Below are 23132 nucleotides of genomic sequence, written 5' to 3'. Positions count from 1 at the left end.
GCAGCTGAGCCTGCGAGCACGATGGTGAGACTGGTTCGCGGTGACGTGCCACTGACGTTACCGAGGTCTCACCTAGATGTTCTCCAACTCTTCTTCCCGGCGCCGCCGCGCGCTTCTGCTCGCGTCGACGATGATCGTGCCGACAATCGTTCTCTCGACCGCACGGGCGCAGCAGGCGCCCTCTCCCGATCAGCTGCCAGCCATCGAAATCACCAAGCCGGGCGACCAGAATGTCACGCGCGCCAGGCCGGCCGCGGACGAAGCGCCGGCCCCGCGCCGCCCGGCGCCGGGCACAGGACAGGGCAGCGGGAGCGGATCGGGCTCGACAGGGACCGGACCGGCCACCGGAACGGGCGGCACCGGCGGCGGCGGCCGCCAGTTCGCCGGCATTGTCGGCTCTTCCTCGACCGTGATCACCGCCGACGACATCGCGCATTCGCCGGTGCAGTCGCTGCCCGAGATTCTCGCGCAGGTGCCGGGCGTGCAGCTGCAATCGCTTTATGGCGGCCCGAACGGCGCCAAGACCGCGGTCGACCTGCGCGGCTTCGGCGCATTCGCCTCCGACAACACCCTGTTCCTGCTCAACGGCCGACGGCTCAACGACGTCGACAAGGCCGGCTTCGATCTCACCACGATCCCGCTCGATTCGATCGAACGCGTCGAGATCACGCGCGGCAACAGCGGCGCGGTGCTCTACGGCGACAACGCGGTGGGCGGCGTGGTCAACATCATCACCAAGACCGGCGCTGGCGGTCCACCGGCGACGATACGGGCCGAAGGCGGGTTCGGCTCGTTCAACACCCGCATGGCCGCGGTGTCCGCGGCGCTCAATTCCGGCCCGTGGTCGACCTCGTTCTACGGCAACGGCATCAAGTCCGACGGCTACCGCGTCAACAACGCGCTCGACCAGCGCAACGCCGTCGGCAACGTCAACTACACGACATCGGACCTCACCGCCTTCCTCACCGTCACCGGCAGCGACCAGAAGCTCGGCCTGCCCGGCGGACGACTGGTCGATCCGTCGATCGGCGTCAACGAGCTGCTCACCAATCGCAGAGGCGCAGCGACGCCGTTTGACTATGCCAATCAGCAAACCGCCAGCGTCACCACCGGCTTCACCAAGACGCTGATGAACGGCGTCGACCTTATCGTCGACGGCGGCTGGCGCCAGCGCGAGACGCAAAGCGGCTTCTTCGGCACCGTGCCGACCATCAGCTTCGCCTCGACCTATAATGATGCCGCGCTACAGACCTGGTCGATCACGCCGCGGCTCAGCGTCAAGAACGTGATGCTGGGAATGCCGTCCACGGTCCTGACCGGCATCGACTATTACGACTCGACGTTCCGTGAGGCACGCGGCGCCTATCAGGGCGTCGATCCCTACCACATCTACAATATCGAGCAGCAGACCGTGGCCGGCTACTGGCAGCATACACTGGGCGTGCTGCCGACCACCGATTTCTCGTACGGCGCGCGCGTCCAGAATACCAGCGTCTCGGCACGCGACCGCTACGACCCGAACGCACCGTTCGCCTTCGACGCGCAGGCGGCGCCGCTCGACAGCAACGAGACCCAATACGCGCTGCATGTCGGCGCCGAGCATCGCTTCACCGACACCTTCTCGGTATTCGGCCGCGCCGCGCGCGCATTCCGCACGCCCGACGTCGACGAGCGCGTCGCGTCGGGTCCGTCATTCGATCCGCTGACCTTCGCCCCGATCCCGCAAAACTTCCAGCTCAGAACCCAGACATCGCAGGACGTCGAGGGCGGGTTCCGCGTCAAGACCAACCTGTTTCAGGTCCAGACCAGCGTCTATCTGATGGATCTCGAGAACGAGATCCATTTCAACCCGGTGCTGTTCTACAACGTCAACCTCGACCCCACCCGCCGCTACGGCTCCGAGACCAGCGCCTCGCTCAAGGTCAGCGACACCGTGACGTTGCGCGGCGGCATGGCGATCACCCGCGCCGTCTTCCGCGAAGGCATGTGGACCGGCAACGACGTGCCGCTGGTGTCGCGCTATACCGGCAATCTCGGCGTGACCTGGAATATCTGGCAGAACTATCTGGTGTTCGATGCCACGGTGCGGGCCTGGAGCTCGCGCATCATGGACAACGACCAGGCCAACACCCAGAACCGGATTCCCGGCAACGCCACCGCCGATCTCAAGCTCAGCGGGCAATACGACCGCTTCTTCTGGTCGCTGAGCGTGAACAATCTGTTCAACGCGCTCTACTACGACTACGCCATCGCGAGCTCGTTCACGGCCGGCCGCTTCTCGGCCTATCCGCTGCCCGGCCGCACCTACATGGTCAAGGCTGGCGCGACGTTTTGAGCTATCCGGCGCGGCGGGTGTGACCGGCCGCGCCCATCTCCTTACGTTACAAGCACCGGCGAACTGGGGTAGAATTCCGGCTGCTGATTTGACCCGCGCAGGGGAAACGGATGGCCAAGGCCGGAAAGAAGAGCAAGGGCGGCGGCAAGATCGACGACAAGACCGACGACAAGTCGAAAAAGCCTCCACCGCCCGCGGCGCCACAGGACGACGATTATTACGAGGATGGCGACATCGCCACGCCGAAGCTCGATCGCTACGGCAATGATGACGAGCCGTTGTGAGGGACGAGCGCAATATAAGTCGCCGTCGTCCTGGCGAAAGCCGGGAGCCACAACCACAGGATTGAATTGTTGAAACGCGCTGTGGCCCCAGCGCGTCGTAACAATCACCGCTGATGGTTATGGGTCCCGGGTCGCGCTTCGCTTGCCCGGGACGACGTGGGGATGGAGATGCGTCCGGTGGTTATGGGTCCGGGCTTTCGCCAGGACGACGTGGTGAGGTATCGCGCAAAAAATCCTCCCGCTCGATCGTCTTGATACTGCCGCGATCGAGCAGATGCGCACCGAAGCCGCCGCGCGCCAGCGATGAGGCGATCGGCGGCGATGCCAGCAGCAGCAGTGTCGTCATCGCGAGCGGCACGGCACTGAGCCAATCGAGTCGCACCGGCGTCAACTCCTCGCTGCTCCCCCGATAGAGACCTTCGCCCGCGGCGATGCGGCCGCACTCCCTGATCAGGTCGCGCCGGGTGCCGTCGCGCGAGGCGCTGCCGAGCAGCGCCTGCATCGCCAGATGCGTGCGCACCCCGGCGCGGCTCTCGGCCAGCGGCGCCGGCGTCTCGCCGAGCGAGACCCGCAGCAGCAGGTCGACCAGATCGGTGCCGGACCGGTACGCGTTGACAGGCTCGACCAGCCGCGGGTTGCAGTCGATCAACAGCGGCGTTGCGCTGTCGAGCGGCATGATGACGTCGACCGAGAGCGCGCCGTGCCAGCCGAGATGCGCGCCGATGGTCTCGAGCGCGGCGCGGATCGCCGGCCGGCTCACGCTGTCCTTGATCGCCTCACCGCCGCCGACGCCGGCCGCGATCTGCCGGTAGGCGTGAAAGCCGACCAGCGTGCCGCGGCAGAACACCGACTGGGCCTTCTCGACGGTGCCGGTGATGAGATCCTGTGCCAGCACCTCGCCGGCAAAATCGCCGGCGGATTCGAGATCGTAGAGCGCGCGGTTGAGATCGCCGGCGTCGCGCACGAACCAGACGCCGCGGCTCGCGGTACCGACCGACGTCTTGACCACGGATGGAAACCGCACCGCCTCGCGCAGTCCGTCGGCCGAGTTCACGATCCGGGTCGGCGGCTGCGGCAGGCCGATGTGGTCGAGCAGGCGGCTGAAGCCGGCCTTGCTGTGCACCGCGCGATAGCTGGCAAAATCCGGCAGCGCCAGGCCGGTACGTGATGTCAGCCGCGCCGCGGCGCGGGCGAACAGAAAGCCCTGCTCATGGGTCGGCAGCAGCACGTCGAAATGTCGTGACGCCAACAGGCGCTCGACGAAGCGGAGGAAGCCGGCCGGATCTGACCGCAGCGGCGGACAATGGTGGTATTTGCGGACAAAGCGGGAATAGCGCGCCAGGCACCAGCGCGAGGGGTCGCAGACCTCGACGTGATGGCCGGCCAGCCCCAGGATCGTGATCGCCTCGCGGCCGGAGGTGCTGGAGCCCTCTGACACAAGCACCCGGAGCGGCTTTTTGGCGTCGATCATGGCCGATCATCACCGCAGGACCACACTTTGTCGCCGCCTTTAATGCCGCATGTGTCGATCCGGCACGCTCGCGCCGGGGGCAGCCATGCAGGGGCGTTCATGGACAATTGGCGGCCAGCCTTTATTTTCTGCGGGCCCTGCCGGGCTTTTTTTTGACGCGTTTTCTTCCCGCGAACCGGTACCCACTTCGCTCGAAAACGCTTTGGAATTGGGGTTTCACGGACATGGTCGACATTCTGGCCGCACCGCAGCAAGCGAAAGCCGACAGCGCGCTGCGCACGCTGACGGGGATTTCGGTCGCCCATTGGGTCAGCCATTTCCATATCTTCGTGCTGCCGATGCTGTTCCCGTTCCTGAAGCAGCAGCTCGGCGTCGGCTATGTCGAGCTCGGTTTCGCGCTGACGGTGTTTGCGGTGGTCTCCGGCCTGACCCAGGCGCCGATCGGCTACCTCGCCGACCATATCGGCGCGCGCAAGATTCTGCTGGTCGGGCTGACCATCGGCGGCTGCGCGCTGATCGGGCTCGGCCTGCATCTGAGCTATACCTCGCTGATCGTCTGCGCCGTGCTGCTCGGCCTCGCCAACAGCGTCTATCATCCCGCTGACTACGCGATCCTCTCGGCCCATATGGACGAGGCGCGGATGGGCCGCGCCTTCTCGATCCACACCTTTGCCGGCTTCCTCGGCGGCGCGGTGGCGCCTGCGATCATGGCCGCGCTGGTCGCCTCGATCGGCGGGCTCGGCGCGCTGATCGTCGCCGGCGCAGTGGGACCGCTCGTGGCACTGTTTTTGATCGTGCTCGGCATTCCCGATGCCGGCGCCAACAAAAGCAAGTCGAAGGACGATGCGGCGCCGAAGGCGAGCGTGATCACGCCGGCGCTGATGGTTCTGACCGCCTTTTTCACGCTGCTCAGCCTGTCGACCTCGGGCATCAACAATTTCGGCGTGGTCGCGCTGATGGGCGGCTACGGCGCGTCGTTCTCGACCGCCAACATCGCACTCACCGCCTTCCTCGGCGCCAGCGCCGCGGGCGTGCTCGCCGGCGGCTATCTCGCCGACTGGACCCATCGCCACAGCCAGCTCGCCGCGGCCTGCTTCGCGGTCAATGCCGTTCTGGTGCTGCTGATCGCGCTGATGAACCTGCCGCCGGTCGTGCTCACGCTCGCGATGGGGCTTGCCGGATTCCTCGGCGGCGTGATCGCGCCGTCCCGCGACATGATGGTGCGCAACGCGGCGCCTCCCGGAGCCGCCGGCCGCGCCTTCGGCATCGTCTCCACCGGCTTCAACTTCGGCGGCATCGTCAGCCCGCTGCTGTTCGGCTGGATCATGGACCAGCACATGCCGCATTGGGTGTTCGGCGCGTCGGTGTGCTTCATGGTGATGACCGTGCTGCTTGCGCTGGTCACCGAGCGCAAGCCGCAGACTTCCGCAGTTGCAATGCAAGCGCAGTCCCGTTAGGCAACCCGCGCGGATCGCCTTCCGCTGCCAAACTCATCGGCCCCAGAATGCCGGCGTCGTCTTGAACCGCCGCCAACTCTTGCGCAGCGTTTTCGCCACCGCGATCTGATCGCGGGCGAGCCAGCCGGCCATCGCGCCGATGCCGAGATGCAGCGCAGGCTGGTCGTCCTGCCGGATCGCATGGAGCAGCATGCGCGTGCTTCCGATGTCGCAGACCCGCCCCAGACTGGTCTGCAGCCCGGCGAGCCGCTTCACGTAGCGCTTCGCCGGCGCGTGGGACGCATAGAGCGGCAGGAAGAACTCCGCTGCATAGCGCAGCTTCTTGAGGTTGATTCTGAGATTGTGCTGCGCGTGGATATCGAGCCGCCGGAAGCGCGCACCACGCTTCAACGTCTTGCGATGCAATCGTTCCAGAATTTTGTCGGCGAGCACCGGCATCGGTTGCGACAGGACAGCCAGCGCTTCGCTGTCGATCTCGTTGCGCCAGCTGCGGCGTTCCACCACCTGCCCCAGCGAGAGCAGGAAGCGGCTGCAACGGGGATCGGCCAGAGCGCCATGCAAGGTGCCGTAGCTCGACTTCCGCTGCTGTTCAACCGCCTGGCGGAGGCCATCCAGGTCGATATCCGGAGCCGCGCGGGCCAGGCGGGCAATCGTCTCCTTGGCGAAGACGTCCCAATCCCGGGCCTGGCCGAGCTGCCGCATCAGCCATTTTGCTTCGCTGTTGATCGCCAGGAATGCCGGCGACGGAATGTCGCGCCGGAACAGCGCACAGATCGTCCGCAAGCGCCGCAACGCCACCCGCATCTGGTGCACGCCTTCGGGGTCGGATCCCTGTTCGGCCACCGCGTGATTTCTCAAAAGATGATGCCAGCAGGAGCCCACCAGCAGCGCGATGACGTCGTCGACCACAAGTTCCGCGGTGATGCCTGACAACTCGGCTTTCGCTGCCGATGGCGCGACATCATACGCTAGCGCATAGCCGCGTTCCGCCTTGCTGCGCGTGCCGATCTGCAGCGGCGCCGCATCGAGCAACTGGGTTCCGAGATCGAACAGGACGCCGGCATTGCCGCTCTTCAGTTCAAGCTCGATTTCCGACAGGACCTCCCGGCGCGCATCGGCCTCGATCGTCCCCTCATCGAATACGACTTCAACCGACGCATCGGACAGATCGAGCTGCCGTGCGTGCCGGCGTACCTTTGTCGCGAACACCGGCACCAGCGCATCGTTGCTCAGCGCCGCCACGGGATCGCCGACCTCGTCGGCGGGCAATCGCGCCAGATCAGGGGCGATGCTCTCAAGTGGCACCTCCCATTGGCGCCGCCTCAGAGGCTGCGAGCCATTCGGTGAAAGCTTCAGCGTCTGGATGAAGGTTTTGCCGCTGCGTCGCACGCGCAGTGACATGCCATGCTGAAACAGCAGCCGCTCCGGCGTGTCGTAATAGACCGTCTCCAGCCGGTGAAATGCACCGCGATTGCGCGCATGCTGCACGATGCAGGCTGCCTCGCGCAGTTTTTCGAGGCTTCCTTGCGGCGCAAGCAGCTTGAGTTCGATTTCCGCCTGATCGCCATGCCTGACGGCAATGGCAGTGCCCGCCTCGGTCACGACCGGCTGCCGCTCATTCAATGATATCGCCCCCAAGTGCAGCGTATGAAGCTTTCATGACAATAACAAGCCATATCCCCTGTATTGCAGCGTGCATTGGCCGCGAATTATATCCAGCTTAGCGCCGTCAAGTTGCATTTGACTGCGCGCTGCCAGCCAAGGGCGAGGAACTCCTCGCAAAGCATCGGGCACGCCGCGCATTCATTCCGATCGCCGCGACAGCACTTGCTCCAAGAGCGGCTCGATCCGCGACAGCTCATCGAGATGAACCGCAGACAGTTCGGCGAGATGACCGGCCAGATCGCCGATCGTGACCGGGCCGCCGCCCGGATCCGCCGCGGAACAAATCCTCGCCGGCAAATCGCCGCCAGCGCATCCCAGAGCTTCATCGGCGCTGGTTGACAGCATCAGGGGCTCACCCATGATGCCGGCAACCAAGAACAGCCTCGGGATGAAACGCCATGACCTCGACCCCAGACCTCGTGATCCGCGGCGGCAACATCGCCGACGGCAAGGGCGGCGACCTCTATGAGGCCGATGTCGCGATTTCGGGCGGCAGGATCACCGAAGTCGGCAAGGTCTCTGCAAAAGGCAAGGAGGAGATCGACGCGCGCGGCAGACTGGTGGCGCCCGGCTTCGTCGACGTTCACACCCATTACGACGGCCAGGTGACCTGGAGCCAGGACATCACGCCGTCGTCGCAGAACGGCGTCACGACGGCGATCATGGGCAATTGCGGCGTCGGCTTCGCGCCGTGCCGGCCGAGCGACCACAACAGGCTGATCCAGCTGATGGAAGGCGTCGAGGACATTCCGGAGCCGGTGTTGAGCGCCGGCATTCCCTGGGCTTGGGAAAGCTTCCCCGACTACATGGAATGGCTGTCGAAGCGCAGTTTCGACATGGACATCGGCGCGCAACTGCCGCACGCGGCGCTACGCGTTTATGTGATGGGCGAACGCGGCGCGCGCCGCGATCCCGCAACGCCCGAGGACAACCAGGCGATGGCCGCACTCGCGGGCGATGCGGTGCGCTCGGGCGCGCTGGGTTTCTCGACCTCGCGCACGCTCAATCACCGCACCTCGACCGGCGACTACACGCCGACACTGAAAGCGGGCGAAGATGAATTGACCGCGATCGCCGGCGCGATGCACGGCGTCGGCCGCAGCGTGCTGCAATTCGTGCTCGACCAGAGCACCGTCCACGAAGACCTGCCGATGATGCTGCGGGTCGCCGAGAACACAAGATGCCCGATCTCGTTCTCCGTCGCCCAGGCCGACAAGGCGCCGCGGCGCTGGCGGCAGACCATGGACACCATCAATGAGGCCGCCGCGCGCGGCCTGTCGATCACGACCCAGATCGCGGCGCGGCCGGTCGGGCTGCTGCTCGGGCTCGAATTGTCGCGCAACCCGTTCCAGACTCATCCGAGCTATCGCGCGATCGCCAGGCTGCCGCTGGCCGAGCGGCTGACGCATCTGCGCCGGCCCGAGGTGCGCGCGGCGATCCTGAGCGAGAGCGCGACAGCAACCGACGATCCGCTGTTCTTCCGGCCGAACTACGACAAGATGTATCTCCTGGGCAACCCGCCGGACTATGAGCAGCCGCCGGAGAACGCGCTCGGCCCGCAGGCGCGCCGCCAGGGCCGCCAGCCGGAAGAACTCGCCTATGACGCGATGCTGACCGACGAGGGCCGCGGTATGCTCTATGTGCCGTTCCTGAATTATGCGGACGGCAATCTCGATGCCGTGCATGAGATGCTGCGCGAACCCAGCGCCGTGCCCGGCCTGTCCGACGGCGGCGCGCATTGCGGCATCATCTGCGATGCCAGCTTCCCGACCTATCTCTTGACGCACTGGACGCGCGACCGCAGCCGCGGCGAGAAGCTCTCGATCCCGTTCGTGATCGCGGCGCAGTCGCGCAAGACCGCGCTGTCGGTTGGGCTCACTGATCGCGGCGTGATCGCGCCGGGCTTCAAGGCCGACGTCAACGTGATCGACTACGACCGGCTGCATCTGCATCCGCCGAAGGTGCATTACGACCTGCCGGTCGGCGGCCGTCGCCTCTTGCAACAGGTCGACGGCTACGACGCCACCATCGTCTCCGGCGTCGTCACCCAGCGCGAGGGCAAGGCCACCGGCGCACGGCCGGGCAGGCTCGTCCGCGGCGCGCAGGGAATGAACTGAGGTAGCTTGTAGCCCGGTCCGGGCCACAGAGAGCTCGACATTGACGCGAACCGCGGCCGCCGCGTCACCCTCGCCTGGAGGGGGAGGGTCGCTGGGCATGTAGCGAAGCGGAATGCGCAGCGGGGTGGGGTGACGGTCTCTCCACACGGATGCTGCCCGTGTTGAGAGATCACCCCACCCCGTCTCACATTTCGCTGCGCTCAACGTGATCCGACCCTCCCCCTCCAGGGGAGGGTGGAAGGCACGCCCCTACGTCGGCGACATCGCGCCCTTGATCGTGCCGGCGGGCTGCGCGCTGCCGGTCAGCCGCGCACGCTCGGTGTTCGGCCACAGCAACAGCAAGCCGAGCAGGCCCGACCCCGCCATGATCGCGGCGTTGATGGTGAAGCCGCTCATGTAGCCGGCCATCGGGGTCGTGGCGTGCTGGATCACATTGCCCATCACCATCGGCGCCAGGATGCCCGAGATGGTATAGAGCGCACCGTAGATCGCGATGATCGCGCCGCGCTGCGACACCGGCGTGAACTCGCCGAGCATCGGCGGGCACACCACATAGATCGAGCCGCACAGGCCGGAGCCGATCACCAGCAGTGCGATCATCAGCGCGCCCGGCGGCGCATAGGGCAGCGCAGCGAGGATGCAGCCGCCGACGATCAAGGGCACCGAGCCGAGCACGCCGCGCGCGCCGCGGGTGGTGAAGCCGCGCGCCAGCATCAGTTGCGAGATCCAGCCGGTCAGGATCACGATCGTCGCACCGAAGATCCAGGGCAGGATCGAGACGAAGCCGGCTTGGTGCTGCGAGAAGCCGAGCCCCTCGATGATGAAGGAAGTGAACCATGTCAGCCCGAGCGACAGCGCCCAATAGGCGCCGAAGGTCGCGACCACGCAGCCGACGAAGGTGCGCGAGGTCAGGAGCTTCCAGTACGGAATCCTCGGCTCCTCGGCCATCACGGCCGCGGTCGAGACCAGCGGCCCCTCCTTGCCGAGCGCGAACCAGGCGACGGTCCAGATCAGGCCGACGATGCCGAGCGCGCCGAAGGCGTGATGCCAGCTGTGATTGACGATGATCCAGTTCAGCGCCGGCACCGCGAGGATTACGCCGAACGCCGAACCCTGCGACAGGATCGCGGTCGGCAGCGTGCGCTTCTCGTCCGGAAACCATTTGTAGATCGCGTGCGCGGCGACCGAGAAGGCCGGCCCCTCGCCGGCGCCGAGGATGATGCGGCAGATCACCAGCGTCGCGTAGCTGACGGTGCCGATCATCGGGAATTGTGCCAGCGACCAGACCACCGCCAGGATCAGCAGCACCCAGCGCGTATCAACGCGGTTGACGATGAAGCCGACCACGATCGCCGAGATAGAGAACAGGATGAAGAAGGCCGAGCCCAGATCGCCGAACTGCTCCGGGGTGAGACCCATCTCCTTCCGGATCGGCACGCCGGCGAGCCCAACCACGATCTTGTCCGCAAAGTTCACCACCATGAACAGGAACAGCAGGAAGGTGATTGTCCAGGCGCCTTTGGGCGTCCCCGCTGACGTCCCCTTGGGCGTCGGTTGCGTCGTCATGTCTGGCTCCCCGTCGTTTCGTTTTTTGGCTTCGTAAGATCGGCCCCGTCAGGCGATGCTAGCCATGCCTCGCCGCGCAACGCAACCCGCATTTCCTCGGGTTCTGTGGCCGGCGCGACACGATGGCCGGGCAAGCGCGCCCCGATCACGATCGCGTCGTCGCGGCCAGTGAAGCGGTGATCTGTCATGGGCCGGCTGCTATGCTCGGGGCAACGAAAAGCTGAGGTTATCCAAGGTTGGGTTATTTCATGAACAGATCGATCCTTCGCGCGGCCGCCTGCGCTGCGCTTGTGTCCGCCACGCTGCTCGCCGTGCCTGAAGTCCGCGCCGAGGACGCGGCAAGCCCGGACTATGCGGTGATCGTCGCCGCGCCCGATCGGAGCGAAGCGGATCGCCAGGTCGACCAGCGCCGCCAGCCGGCCAAGATGCTCGCCTTTGCCGGCGTCAAACCGGGCATGACCATCCTCGACATGGCGGCGAGCGCCGGCTACAGCACCGAACTCCTGGCGCGCACCGTCGCCCCTTCGGGCAAGGTCTACGCGCAGGATTCGGCTGCCGTGCTCGAGCGCTTCGTCAAGGACAAGTTCGACACCCGCGCCAAGGCGCCGGCGATGAAGAATGTCGTCCATGTCGTGCGCGACTACGACGACCCGATCCCGCCCGAGGTCAGCAACCTCGACATGATCACCTTGTTCTTTTTCTATCACGACATCAGCTATCTGCCGGTCGATCGCGCCGCGATGAACAAGAAGATGTTCGCCGCGCTGAAGCCAGGCGGCTTCCTGGTCATCGCCGACCACTCGGCCAAGGCCGGCGAAGGCACAAGCGTCGCCAAGACGCTGCACCGGATCGAGGAGAGCACCCTGAAGCAGGAGATCGAGGCGGCCGGCTTCAAGCTGGTGGCGGAGGCCGATTTCCTGCATCATGCGGAGGACCCGAAGGACATTCCCGTCTTCAAGGCGCCGGTGCCGATCGACGAGTTCGTCCTGAAATACCAGAAGCCTTGAATGAGGCACGGCCATCGCTTCACCAGACCAGACCGCCGCGGTGCTTCGCGTCACCGGCCTGACCAAGAGTTACCGCTCTGCCGGTGAAGACGTCGCGGTGCTGCGCGGCGTCGATCTCACTGTCACAACCGGCGAGAGCGTGGCGCTGTCAGGCGAATCCGGCAGCGGCAAGAGCACGCTGCTGCATCTGATCGCGGGGCTCGATGCCGCCGACAGCGGCGAGATCAGGCTTGCCGACATCGCGGTCTCCGGGCTCAACGACGCCGGCCGCGCCGAGCTGCGCCGCGACCGGCTCGGCCTCGTGTTCCAGCAGTTCAACCTGATCCCGAGCCTGACGGTTGCGGACAATCTCGTGTTCCAGTCGCGCATCGCCGGCCGCCACGATGCCGCCTGGCATGACGAGTTGGTCGAACGCCTCGGGCTCAGGCAGCTCATGAAGCGCTATCCCGAGCAATTGTCCGGCGGCCAGCAGCAGCGCGTCGCGATCGGCCGCGCCCTGGCGCCGAAGCCGCTGTTGCTGCTTGCCGACGAGCCGACCGGCAATCTCGACGAGGACACCGCCGACGAGGTGCTGCATCTGGCGCGCGATCTGGTTGCTCGCACCGGCTGCGGCTTCCTGATGGTCACTCACAGCGCGCGGCTCGCCGCGACGCTCGACCGCCAGGTCACCCTGCATGCCGGGGTGATCGCATGAGGCGGGCGCTGTGGATCCTCGCCGTGCTGCTCAGCCATTGGCGACGGCATCCGATGCAGCTCGCAACGCTGCTGATCGGGCTGATCTCGGCCACCGCGCTGTGGAGCGGCGTGCAGGCGCTGAACCAGCAGGCGCGCATCGCCTATGACCGCGCCGCCGCGACCTTCGGCGGCTCGCGCACCGCCATGCTGGTGAGCCGCGACAGCGCGACCTTCCCGCAAAAACTGTTCGTCGATCTGCGCCGCGCCGGCTGGCCGGTGTCGCCGATGCTGGAGGGCCGCGTCCAGATCGACGGGCGCAGCTTCCGCCTGCTCGGCGTCGAGCCGGTGACGCTGCCGTCCGAGGTCGGCAACGCGCCGGCGGTCGGACGCGGCAGCCTGCTATCCTTCGTCACGCCGCCCGGTGAAATGCTGGTGGCGGCCGAGACGCTGCGCGATCTCGGCCTCAAGGAAGGCGAACGGCCGCAGGCCAACGGCACGAGCTTGCCGCCGCTGCGCGTGCAGGCGGAGCTCGCACCCGGCGCACTGGTCGTCGATATCGGCATCGCGCAGGACATCCTGAAGATGCCCGGCCAGGTGTCGCGCCTGCTGGTCGGCAAATCGCCAGCGCCGCGTGCGGCGTTGGAGAACGTTGTCGGCGACAAGCTGCGGCTGGTCGAGCCGAGCGCCGAGAGCGACCTCGAACGGCTGACCGACAGTTTCCATCTCAACCTCACCGCATTCGGCCTGCTGTCGTTCTTCGTCGGCCTGTTCATCGTCAATTCCGCGATCGGCCTCGCTTTCGAGCAGCGGTTGCCGATGCTGCGCACCTTGCGCGCCTGCGGCGTCTCGGCGCGGCTGCTCAACACCGTGCTGGTGATCGAGCTGGTGTCGCTGGCGCTGGTCGCCGGCCTGATCGGCCTCGTCTGCGGCTATTTCATCGCGGCGGCCTTGCTGCCCGATGTCGCGGCCTCCCTGCGCGGGCTCTATGGCGCGCAGATCCCGGGACAGCTTTCGCTCAAGCCCGTCTGGTGGTTCGCCGGCATCGCCATCAGCATTCTGGGCGCGCTCGCAGCCGCCGCCGCGAGCCTTGCCAAGGCGATCCGGATGCCGGTGCTGGCGACGGCGCAGCCGCAGGCCTGGCAGCAAGCGCAACGGCGCTGGCTCATGTTCCAGAGTGCCGCGGCGCTCGCGGTGTTTGCGGTCGCGGCGGCTCTGATTCAGTTCGGCGATTCCCTGATCGCGGGCTTTGCGGTGCTAGCCGCGCTGATGCTCGGCGCGGCGTTGATCCTGCCGATGGTGCTGCAAATCGCACTCGCGTTCGGCCAGCGCAGCGCGCGGGCGCCGGTCGGCATCTGGTTCTGGGCCGACAGCCGCCAGCAGCTCTCGGGCCTTTCGCTGGCGCTGATGGCGCTGTTGCTTGCGCTCGCGGTCAATGTCGGCGTCAGCACCATGGTGGAGAGCTTCAGCCGCACCTTCCTGGTCTGGCTCGACGGCCGGCTCTCCGCCGACGTCTACATCAGCGCGGCCAGCGATCAGCAGGCAAAGGAGATCAAGGCGTGGCTGCGCGATCGGCCCGAAATCGCGGCGATCCTGCCCGGCGGCCGCGCCGATACCCAGCTCGGCGGCGCGCCGGTCGAGGTGCTCGGCCTGCCCGACCACGCCACCTATCGCGACAACTGGCCGTTGCTGGAGAGCACGTCCAATGCCTGGGTCAGGCTGCGCCCCGGCGACACCTGTCTGGTCAGCGAGCAGCTGTCGCGTCGGATGAAGCTTGCTCTCGGCGATCATATCGAGGTCCCTGCCCCCGGCGGCAACTGGCCGCTCGAGATCGTCGGAATCTATGCCGATTACGGCAACCCCAAGGGCCAGATCGCCGTCAACTTCGCTGCGCTGACCCGGCGTTTCCCGCAGACGCCGCAGACCCGGATCGGACTGCGCGTCGCGCAAGATCACATCGCACCGCTGATTGCGGCATTGCAGGAGAGGTTCGGCCTCGACGACCGCAACGTTGCCGACCAGGCGACGATGAAGCGGGAATCCAAACGGGTGTTCAACCGCACCTTCTCGGTAACCGCTGCGCTCAACGCCTTCACGCTCGGCGTCGCCGGCATCGCGCTTTTGACCAGCCTGCTGACGCTGGCAAATTCGCGGCTGCCTCAGCTTGCGCCGCTGTGGGCAATCGGCCTGACGCGGCGGCGGCTCGCGGCGCTCGAACTGTTGAAGACCATGGCGGTCGCATTGATCACCGCACTGTTCGCGCTGCCGCTCGGCCTTCTGGTCGCCTGGTGCCTGCTTGCGATCGTCAATGTGAAGGCGTTCGGCTGGCGGCTGCCGTTCCAGGTCTTCCCGCTGCAGCTGATCGAGCTGCTCGCGGTGGCGCTGGCTGCCGCGTTCTGCGCGGCGGCGCTGCCGGTCGCTAGACTGGCGCGCATGCAGCCAGCCAGCCTGATCAGGATCTTCGTCAATGAGCGCTGAGACGCGATGAGGGCAATCAGCGACCGCAAAGAAACTCTTTCCCCTCTCCCGCTTGCGGGGGAGGGTCAGGGTGGGGGTATCTCCGCGAATCGCATTGCGGAAAGAGCCCCCACCCGTATCGCATCTTCGATGCGATACGACCTCCCCCGCAAGCGGGAGAGGTGACATGAGGTTGCGGATGCGCTGGTCCGTACGACATACGCTCACCGCTCGCGCGATCATCACCCGTCGCGCTTTTGCCGGCGGCGCGCTGGCGCTCGCGCTTGGCAGCAAAAGCCTTGCGCAGGGCTTTGCCGGGCTTGGCGAGAATGCCGAAGGTTTTGCCGCCGTCACGCCCGGCAAACAGTTCGTATTTCCCATCGATCACGGGCCGCATCCGGAGTTCCGGATCGAATGGTGGTACGTGACGGCGAATCTCTCCGACGCGAATGGCGCGGCCTATGGCGCGCAATGGACGCTGTTCCGCCAGACCATGAAGCCGGGCGGACCTGCCGAGGGCTGGGCCAACCAGCAGCTCTGGATGGGCCACGCCGCGGTGACCAGCGCCACCACGCATCGCTTCAGCGAAACCTTTGCGCGCGGCGGCGTCGGTCAGGCCGGCGTCGAGGCCACGCCGTTCCGTGCCTGGATCGACGCCTGGGAACTGCACGGGCTCGAACTGTTCGATGCGCAGCGCGTCGCACCGCTCGAGCTGACGGCCTCGGCTGCCGACTTCAGCACCGCGCTCCGCCTCGAGGCCAATCGCCCGCTGGTGCTGCAAGGCGACCACGGCTACAGCCGTAAGTCCGATCGCGGACAGGCCTCCTATTACTACAGCCAGCCGTTCTACCGGGCGTCCGGCCGCATCGCGATCGACGACAGACCGGTCGACGTCACGGGCATGGCCTGGCTGGATCGCGAATGGAGCAGCCAGCCATTGGCGGCGGACCAGACCGGCTGGGACTGGTTCTCGCTGCATCTGCCCGGCGACGAGAAGCTGATGCTGTACCGGCTGCGCCAGAAGGACGGTCGCGAGAACCTGTTCGGCAACTGGTTCACGCCGGACGACCGCTCGGCCGAGATCGCTGGCCCCGGCAACAGCATCACGCCGGTTGCGACCACCGAGATCGACGGCCGCAAGCTGCCGACATCATGGCGCGTCGCCCTTCCGGCGCGCGGCCTTGCCATCGAGACCACGCCGGTCAATCCACGGAGCTGGATGGGGACCAGCTTCCCCTATTGGGAAGGCCCGATCCGCTTTGCGGGCAGCCACGCGGGAATCGGCTATCTTGAGATGACCGGGTACTGAAACGCCGACAGAAGATCGGCGCGCCCAAAATCGTCCAGCCAGTCACACTGGTCGCTGCCGCCCCGTCAAGACATCGGGGCCAATGAAACAAGAGGACACGCCTGACATGTACCACTACACGGCCATCGTCACCTGCCTTGCGGTCGCGTTCTATTTCTTCACCTCGACACAGGTCTCACGCGCCCGAGCCGCCTATGGCGTCAAGCTGCCGGCGATCTCGGGTAATCCGGATTTCGAGCGCATCTTCCGCATCCAGATGAACACGCTGGAATGGATGCCGATCTTCCTGCCGTCGCTGTGGCTGTTCGCGATCTATATCGGCGACGCAGCAGCCGCAGCCATCGGCGCACTCTGGGTGATCGGCCGCATCGTCTACTTCATCGGCTATCGCGAGGCGGTGGCAAAGCGCAGCCGCGGTTTTGCCATCCAGGCGACAGCGTGCATCGTGTTGTGGATCGGCGTGCTCGGCGGCGCGGTGTGGCGGCTGGTGCATTGAAGGCGCGATCGCGCCACACACTCCTCTGTCGTCCCGGGCTTGACCCGGGCCCCATAACCACAGGGTCGAGTTTTGCGATGGCTGGGGCCCCAGCCTGATCTCACAACCAAGTTCGGTGGTTGTGGGTCCCTGCTCCAGTGCGCAATTGCGCACAAGGCAGGGACGACGGTGATGTTGTGTCACGAGCTGCGTGATACGTCAGCTGCGCGTCACTTGGTCAGCGGGCAGCCGCTCTCCTTGGCGGAGAAGAAGGCCTTGTCGCCGGGCACCACGGCGAGCTGCTTGTAGTAGTCCCAGGGCTTCTTCGATTCCGAGGGCTTCTTGACCTCGAACAGGTAGAGGTCGTGGACCATGCGGCCGTTCTCGAGCACCTTGCCCTTGGCGAAGGCGTCGTCGACCGGCAGCTCCTTCAGCTTCTTGGCGACGGCTTCGCTGTCCTTGGTGCCGGCCGCCTTCACGGCCTTGAGGTAGCTCAGCGTCGCCGAATAGGTGCCGGCATGGATCATGCTCGGCATGCGGTTGGTGCGTTTGAAGAAGCGCTCGCTGAAGGCCCGCGAGGCATCATCGTGATCCCAATAGAACCCCTCGGTGAGCACGAGACCCTGCGCCGCCTCGAGCCCGAGACCGTGCACCTCCGACAGCGTCATCAGCAGGCCGGCAAGCTTCTGGCCGCCGCGCACGATGCCGAACTCGGCCGCCTGCTTGATCGAGTTGGTGGTGTCGAGCCCGGCATTGGCGAGCCCGATGATCTTGGCCTTCGAGCTCTGCGCCTGCAGCAGGAAGGACGAGAAGTCCGACGAGTTGAGCGGCACGCGGACCGAGCCGACCACCTTGCCGCCCTTCGAGGCGACGATGTCGCTGGTGTCCTTTTCCAGCGCGTAGCCGAAGGCGTAGTCGGCGGTCAGAAAGAACCACGTGTCGCCGCCCGCTTCCGTCAGCGCGCCGCCGGTCCCGACCGCGAGCGCGCGGGTGTCATAAGCCCAATGGAAGCTGTAGGGCGTACAGGCGTCGCCCGAGATGCGCGAGGTCGCCGCACCGACCACGATGTCGATCTTCTTCTTTTCCTTCGACAGTTCCTGCACCGCAAGCGCGACCGACGAGGTGGTGAGCTCGGTGATCATGTCGACGTTCTCGACCTCGTACCAGCGCCGGGCAATCGCGGTCGCCAGGTCCGGCTTGTTCTGGTGGTCGGCGGTGACGATCTCGATCTTCTGTCCCAGCACCTCGCCGCCGAAATCCTCGACCGCCATCCGCGCAGCTTCGAGCGAATATTTGCCGCCGTAATCGGCGTAGACGCCGGACTGATCGTTCAGGATCCCGATCTTGACCCCCTGGGCCATCGCCGGCGCCGCCAGCATCAGGCTGCAAGCCGCGACCGCGGCCAAAAATCCGGACTTCATTTCATGCTCTCCCAGCAGTTTCTATCAGGAAAAATCGGCGCGACATTATTTAATAACCCCGCGCCTGCCCATCTCTTTCGGCTCAGCCGTTAGTATGGGCTGCCGACGCAAGTCCGCACAATATCTGCTCCGTCACCCTGAGGTCCGAGCGCAGCGAGCCTCGAAGGGTGAACGGCCACCAACCGGGCCGCGCATCCTTCGAGACGCCTGCTTCGCAGGCTCCTCAGGATGACGGGGAAAGACTTGCTGCCGCGGTACGCCGAATGCCGCTCACTACCCCGCCACGCTCGCTGCGGGTTCCTTCGGCTTGCCCTCGTTCTTTCCTTCCGCGAGGTTGCGCACCACCATGTAGAAGATCGGCGTGAAGACCAGGCCGAACAGGGTGACGCCGAGCATGCCGAAGAACACGGCGACACCGACCGCCTGGCGCATCTCCGAGCCCGAGCCGGTCGACAGCACCAGCGGCAGCACGCCGAGGATGAAGGCGAACGACGTCATCAGGATCGGCCGCAGGCGAAGCCGGCAGGCCTCGATGACCGCCTCCAGCCGTGGCCTGCCCTCGAGCTCGATATCGCGCGCGAACTCGACGATCAGGATCGCGTTCTTGGCGGCGAGGCCCACCAGCACCACGAAGCCGATCTGGGTCAGGATGTTGACGTCTTGGCCCATGATGCGCACGCCAATCGTGGCCGCGAACAGGCACATCGGCACGATCAGGATCACCGCGAACGGCAGTGTCCAGCTGCCATATTGCGCGGCCAGCACCAGATAGACGAACAGCACGCAGATCGGGAACACGTAGAGGCCGGCGTTAGCGCCGTTGATCTGCTGGTAGGACAGATCGGTCCATTCGAACGAGAAGCCGCTCGGCAGGGTTTCGTCGGCGAGCTTCTTGATGGCGTTGAGCGCCGTCGTCGAGCTGACGCCCGGCGCCGGCTCACCCTGCAGTTCGGATGCCGAGTAGAGATTGTAGCGTGCGACACGGTCGGGGCCCGAGATGTCCTTGAAGTCCACGACACTGCCGAGCATCACCATGTCGCCGGCGGCGTTGCGGGTGCGCAACCGCGAAAGATCGGTGGTCTCCTTGCGGAACGGCAGATCGGCCTGCGCCGTGACGTGATAGGTGCGCCCGAACAGGTTGAAGTCGTTGACATAGGTCGAGCCGAAATAGGTCTCGATCGTGTCGGTGATGTTGGCGATGGGAACGCCGAGCTTCTGCGCCTTGACGCGATCGATGTCGACGAACAATTGCGGCGTGTTCGCGGAATAGGGCGAGAACACCGAGGTCAGGCTCGGCGACTTGCGCGCAGCCAACACCAGTTCATCGGTCGCGGACGCCAGCAATTCGGGCCCGCGCCCCTGTCGATCCTGGACGCGGATGGTGAATCCACCGCCGGTGCCGATACCGGGCACGGCCGGCGGCGGAATGACGATGATGAAGGCGCCCTGGATCACCGACAGGCGCTTGCGCAGGTCGGCCGTGATCGCGGTCGCCGTCAGTCCCTTCTTCAGGCGTACCTCCGGCTCGTCGAACACCGGGAACAGCGCCGCGGCATTACCCGCCTGCGTGCGCGTCGCGCCGGAGAAGCCGGCGAAGGCCGCGACGCGAACGATACCGGGCGTATCCAGCGCAATCCGCTCGATCTCGCGCACGACAGCCGTGGTCCGCGCCAGCGATGCGGCGCCCGGCAGTTGCGCCGAGATGATGACGTAGCCGCGATCCTGCGCCGGAATGAAGCCCTGCGAGGTGGTCGCGAGCAGCCAGCCGGCGCTGCCGATCAACACGAGGTAGATCGCGACCATCACCACCGTGTGCCGGATCACGAAGTCGGCGACCGCCGCGTAGCCATGCGCCAGCCGATCGAATACGCGGTTGAACAGCGCGGTGAAGCTGTCCCAGCCGCGCGCGATGATGTTCCAGCGTGCCGGCGGGCGTTTCTCCTCGTGCGGGACCAGGATCTGCGAGGCCAGCGCCGGCGACAGCGTCAGCGAGCAGAAGCAGGAGATCGCGGTCGCGACCGCGATGGTCACGGCGAATTGCTGGAAGAACTGTCCGGAGATGCCGCCGAGGAAGGCGGTCGGCACGAACACCGCGCACAGCACCAGCGCGATCGAGACCAGCGCGCCGCCGACCTCCTCCATGGTCTTGAGCGCAGCCTCGCGCCGGCTCATGCCGTGCTCAAGATGCCGTTCGACATTCTCGACCACCACGATGGCGTCGTCGACCACGATGCCGACCGCGAGGACCAGGCCGAACAGCGTCAGATTGTTGATCGAGAAGCCGAGCGCGGCCATCACCGCGAAGGTGCCGACCAGCGACACCGGGATCGCAATGATCGGGATGATCGCAGGCCGCCATCCCTGCAGGAACACCAGCACCACGATGACGACGAGCGCCATCGCCTCGTAGATCGTCTTGATCAGCTCATGAACCGATTGGGCGATGAACTCGGTCGGATTGTAGCCGATGTTGTAGTCGAGCCCCTTCGGGAAACCCGCCTTCATGTGCTCCATCGTGTCGGAGATGCTCTTGGCGGTAGCGAGCGCGTTCGATCCGGGCCGCTGCGTCACCAGCAGGGCGACCGCCGATTTGCGCAGCAGGAAGCTGTTGGTGGCGTAGGACAGCGCGCCGAGCTCGACGCGGGCGACGTCGCGCAGCCGCACGGTACGGCCGTCGGAGCCGGCCTTCACCACGATGTCCTCGAACTGCCTGATGTCCTTGAGGCGGCCGGTGAAGACGAGGTTCGGCTGGAAGGCGCGATCGGCGATCGGCGGTTCCGCGATCTGTCCGCCCGCGATCTGCAGGTTCTGCGCCCGGATCGCGGCCAGCACCTCGCCCGAGGTCAGGCCGAGATTGGCGATCCGGTCGGGATCGAGCCACAGCCGCATCGAGTAATCGCGCGCGCCGAACATCTGGATGTCGCCGACGCCGTCGAGCCGCAACAGCTGGTCACGGACCTGCAGCAATGCGTAGTTGGAGATGTAAAGCTGGTCGAACGTGTCGTCGGGCGACAGCATGAACACGACCATCAGGATGTCGGGCGAGTTCTTGCGGGTGACGACGCCGTTGCGCTGCACTTCTTCAGGCAGCCGCGGTTGCGCGATCGCGACGCGGTTCTGCACCAGCACCTGGGCCTTGTCGAGGTCGGTGCCGAGCTTGAAGGTCGCAGTGATCGTGAGCTGGCCGTTCGAGGTCGCCTGACTGTAGAGATACAGCATGTCCTCGACGCCGTTGATCTCCTGCTCGATCGGAGCGGCGACGGTGTCTGACACGGTCTGCGCCGAGGCGCCCGGATACTGCGTGGTCACCGTGACGGTCGGCGGCACGACCTGCGGATATTCCGAGACCGGCAGCGTCGGATAGGCGATCGCGCCGACGATCAGCAGCACGATCGACAGCACCATCGCGAGGATGGGCTGGTTGATGGAGAGCCTGCCGAGATTCATGGCTTGGCACCTGCCGACGGCTTGTCTCCAGCCGGTGACTTGTCGCCTGCCGGAGGCTTGGTCTCAGCCGGAGCCTGCGCCATTTTCGGCGTCACCTTGGCGCCGACGCGGGCGCGTTGCAGTCCGTCGACAATCACATGGTCCTCCGGCTTGAGGCCTTCGCGAATCACGCGCAGGCCCTCATCCAGCGGTCCGAGCGTGACCGCTCGTGCTTCCACCGTGTTGTCGTCCTTGACCACGAACACGATCTTGCGCGACTGGTCGGTGGCGATGGCGGTATCCGGGATCAGCAGCGCCTCATAAGGCGAGGAGCCGATCAGGCGGACGCGGCCGAACTGGCCGGGCAGGATCGAGAGGTCCTTGTTCGGGATCACCGCGCGGCTGCGCAGCGTTGCGGTCGAGACATCGAGGCGGTTGTCGAGGAAGTCCATCTTGCCCTCGTGCGAGGGCTTGGTCTCGCCGGTCAGGGTCACCTGCACCGGGTTCGGCGTGTCGCGCGAGCTCGGCCGCTTGCCTTCGAACCATAGCTTGCTGTTGCGCTGATAGGTCGCCTCGTCGACGTCGAAATAGATGTAGATCGGATCGAGCGAGACGATCGAGGTGAGCAGCGTCGCTCCGCTCTCGCTGCCTTGCACCAGGTTGCCCGGGGTCACCAGATGCCGGCTGACGCGACCGGTGATCGGCGCCAGCACATGGGTGAATTCGACGTTGAGCTGCGCGGCCTTCAGCGTGCCCTCGGCCTGTGTCTCGGCGGCGCGCGCGGCCTGCAACGCCTGGCGGCGCTGGTCGACGACCTGCTCCGAGACCGCGCTGGTCTGCACCAGGTTCAGCCCGCGCTCGAGATCGCGCTTGGCAAGCTCCCCCTTGGCGCGCGCATCGGCGAGCTGACCTTCGGCCTGCAGCACGACCGCCTCGAACGGCCGCGGATCGATGACGTAAAGCAGGTCGCCGGCGTGGACGATCGCACCGTCCTTGAACTCGACGCTGTTGACGAAGCCGCCGACGCGGGCGCGGACCTGAACCTCCTCGATCGCCTCGAAGCGGCCGGTGAATTCATCCCAGTCGGTAACGGTGCGCTTGACCGGCTGCGCGACGGTCACGGGCGGCGCCGGAGGCGCGGCCTGCGATTGCGCGCTCTTGTCGCCGCAGCCGCCGAGCGCCAGCGCGGCCAACAGCCCGATCGGCGCGAGGCCACGCCGGCATGCCCTGACAAATCCCTGGCGGCGAAGCGAATGGCGCCCGACGCCGGTTACCGGAGCCGGACGCTCCGTTCTGTCAATCGAACTCAATTCGCTCTCCCCCAAAAGACTACGAAGCACGCCGACCAAATCAGGGCTACGAAAGTCGCAATTGAACTTGCGGTGATTCAACGCGGCTGGACCACCGCAATGTCGCGGCAGCGGACGTCACAGATGTAGCCGCACCCCAGTCTGTTCAAGATGGCCGCCG

16 protein-coding genes are annotated in these 23132 nt (G+C 66.0%); 9 read left to right on the top strand and 7 right to left on the bottom strand.

From position 1 onward, the window contains the following. The first annotated feature begins 130 nt into the window (after positions 1-130). Positions 131-2335: a TonB-dependent receptor gene (locus ACVW1C_RS22155; RefSeq protein ID WP_456760230.1), complete on the top strand. Its 2205-nt coding sequence runs from the start codon at positions 131-133 to the stop codon at positions 2333-2335. A gap of 110 nt (positions 2336-2445) precedes the next feature. Continuing rightward, positions 2446-2619: a hypothetical protein gene (locus ACVW1C_RS22150; RefSeq protein WP_456760229.1), complete on the top strand. Its 174-nt coding sequence runs from the start codon at positions 2446-2448 to the stop codon at positions 2617-2619. Between the two features lie 181 nt (positions 2620-2800). Here ACVW1C_RS22150 and ACVW1C_RS22145 read toward each other — a convergent pair whose 3' ends face one another. Next, entirely contained in the window at positions 2801-4090 is a 1290-nt protein-coding gene (locus ACVW1C_RS22145; protein WP_456760228.1) for a hypothetical protein, read from the bottom strand. Between the two features lie 224 nt (positions 4091-4314). Between ACVW1C_RS22145 and ACVW1C_RS22140 the strand changes: the two genes are divergently transcribed. Continuing rightward, the gene (locus ACVW1C_RS22140; protein WP_456760227.1) at positions 4315-5547 is read left to right on the top strand and encodes an MFS transporter; all 1233 of its coding nucleotides are present in this window, start codon (positions 4315-4317) and stop codon (positions 5545-5547) included. A gap of 33 nt (positions 5548-5580) precedes the next feature. On the opposite strand, the gene ACVW1C_RS22135 is transcribed toward ACVW1C_RS22140, so the two are convergent. Together ACVW1C_RS22135 and ACVW1C_RS22130 are read right to left on the bottom strand one after the other, a co-directional pair. Next, entirely contained in the window at positions 5581-7170 is a 1590-nt protein-coding gene (locus ACVW1C_RS22135) for a CYTH and CHAD domain-containing protein (protein ID WP_456760226.1), read from the bottom strand. 180 nt (positions 7171-7350) lie between these two features. Continuing rightward, positions 7351-7587, bottom strand: a complete 237-nt coding sequence (locus ACVW1C_RS22130) for a hypothetical protein (protein WP_456760225.1) — start codon at positions 7585-7587, stop codon at positions 7351-7353. 23 nt (positions 7588-7610) lie between these two features. Between ACVW1C_RS22130 and ACVW1C_RS22125 the strand changes: the two genes are divergently transcribed. Beyond that, a complete protein-coding gene (locus ACVW1C_RS22125; RefSeq protein ID WP_456760224.1) occupies positions 7611-9329 on the top strand; it encodes an N-acyl-D-amino-acid deacylase family protein in 1719 nt (572 codons plus the stop codon). A gap of 249 nt (positions 9330-9578) precedes the next feature. On the opposite strand, the gene ACVW1C_RS22120 is transcribed toward ACVW1C_RS22125, so the two are convergent. After that, entirely contained in the window at positions 9579-10895 is a 1317-nt protein-coding gene (locus ACVW1C_RS22120; RefSeq protein ID WP_456760223.1) for an MFS transporter, read from the bottom strand. 248 nt (positions 10896-11143) lie between these two features. On the opposite strand from ACVW1C_RS22120, the gene ACVW1C_RS22115 reads away from it, so the two are divergent. From ACVW1C_RS22115 to ACVW1C_RS22095, 5 genes are all read left to right on the top strand, one after another. After that, on the top strand, positions 11144-11902 hold the full coding sequence (locus tag ACVW1C_RS22115; RefSeq protein WP_456760222.1) for a class I SAM-dependent methyltransferase: 759 nt from the start codon (positions 11144-11146) through the stop codon (positions 11900-11902). Positions 11903-11942: 40 nt separating this feature from the next. Continuing rightward, positions 11943-12596, top strand: a complete 654-nt coding sequence (locus ACVW1C_RS22110; protein ID WP_456760221.1) for an ABC transporter ATP-binding protein — start codon at positions 11943-11945, stop codon at positions 12594-12596. Then, a complete protein-coding gene (locus ACVW1C_RS22105; RefSeq protein ID WP_456760220.1) occupies positions 12593-15052 on the top strand; it encodes an ABC transporter permease in 2460 nt (819 codons plus the stop codon). The genes ACVW1C_RS22110 and ACVW1C_RS22105 overlap by 4 nt, the downstream gene beginning before the upstream one ends. Positions 15053-15218: 166 nt before the next feature. Then, the gene (locus tag ACVW1C_RS22100; RefSeq protein WP_456760219.1) at positions 15219-16340 is read left to right on the top strand and encodes a lipocalin-like domain-containing protein; all 1122 of its coding nucleotides are present in this window, start codon (positions 15219-15221) and stop codon (positions 16338-16340) included. A 106-nt stretch (positions 16341-16446) separates the two neighbouring features. Further along, complete coding sequence (locus ACVW1C_RS22095) at positions 16447-16836, top strand: MAPEG family protein (protein ID WP_456760218.1); 390 nt, start codon at positions 16447-16449, stop codon at positions 16834-16836. A gap of 209 nt (positions 16837-17045) precedes the next feature. Here ACVW1C_RS22095 and ACVW1C_RS22090 read toward each other — a convergent pair whose 3' ends face one another. From ACVW1C_RS22090 to ACVW1C_RS22080, 3 genes are all read right to left on the bottom strand, one after another. Next, positions 17046-18236 carry an ABC transporter substrate-binding protein gene (locus ACVW1C_RS22090; protein ID WP_456760217.1) on the bottom strand — a complete coding sequence of 397 codons (1191 nt, stop codon included), beginning with the start codon at positions 18234-18236 and terminating at the stop codon, positions 17046-17048. A 273-nt stretch (positions 18237-18509) separates the two neighbouring features. Beyond that, positions 18510-21683, bottom strand: coding sequence for an efflux RND transporter permease subunit (locus ACVW1C_RS22085; RefSeq protein WP_456760216.1), 3174 nt, complete (start codon positions 21681-21683; stop codon positions 18510-18512). Further along, positions 21680-22864, bottom strand: coding sequence for an efflux RND transporter periplasmic adaptor subunit (locus ACVW1C_RS22080; protein WP_456763139.1), 1185 nt, complete (start codon positions 22862-22864; stop codon positions 21680-21682). Before ACVW1C_RS22080 ends, ACVW1C_RS22085 begins: the two co-directional genes overlap by 4 nt. Positions 22865-23132: the final 268 nt, after the last annotated feature.

This window comes from Bradyrhizobium sp. USDA 4011 (assembly GCF_054063415.1).
This window is presented reverse-complemented; position numbering and strand designations above follow the sequence as displayed.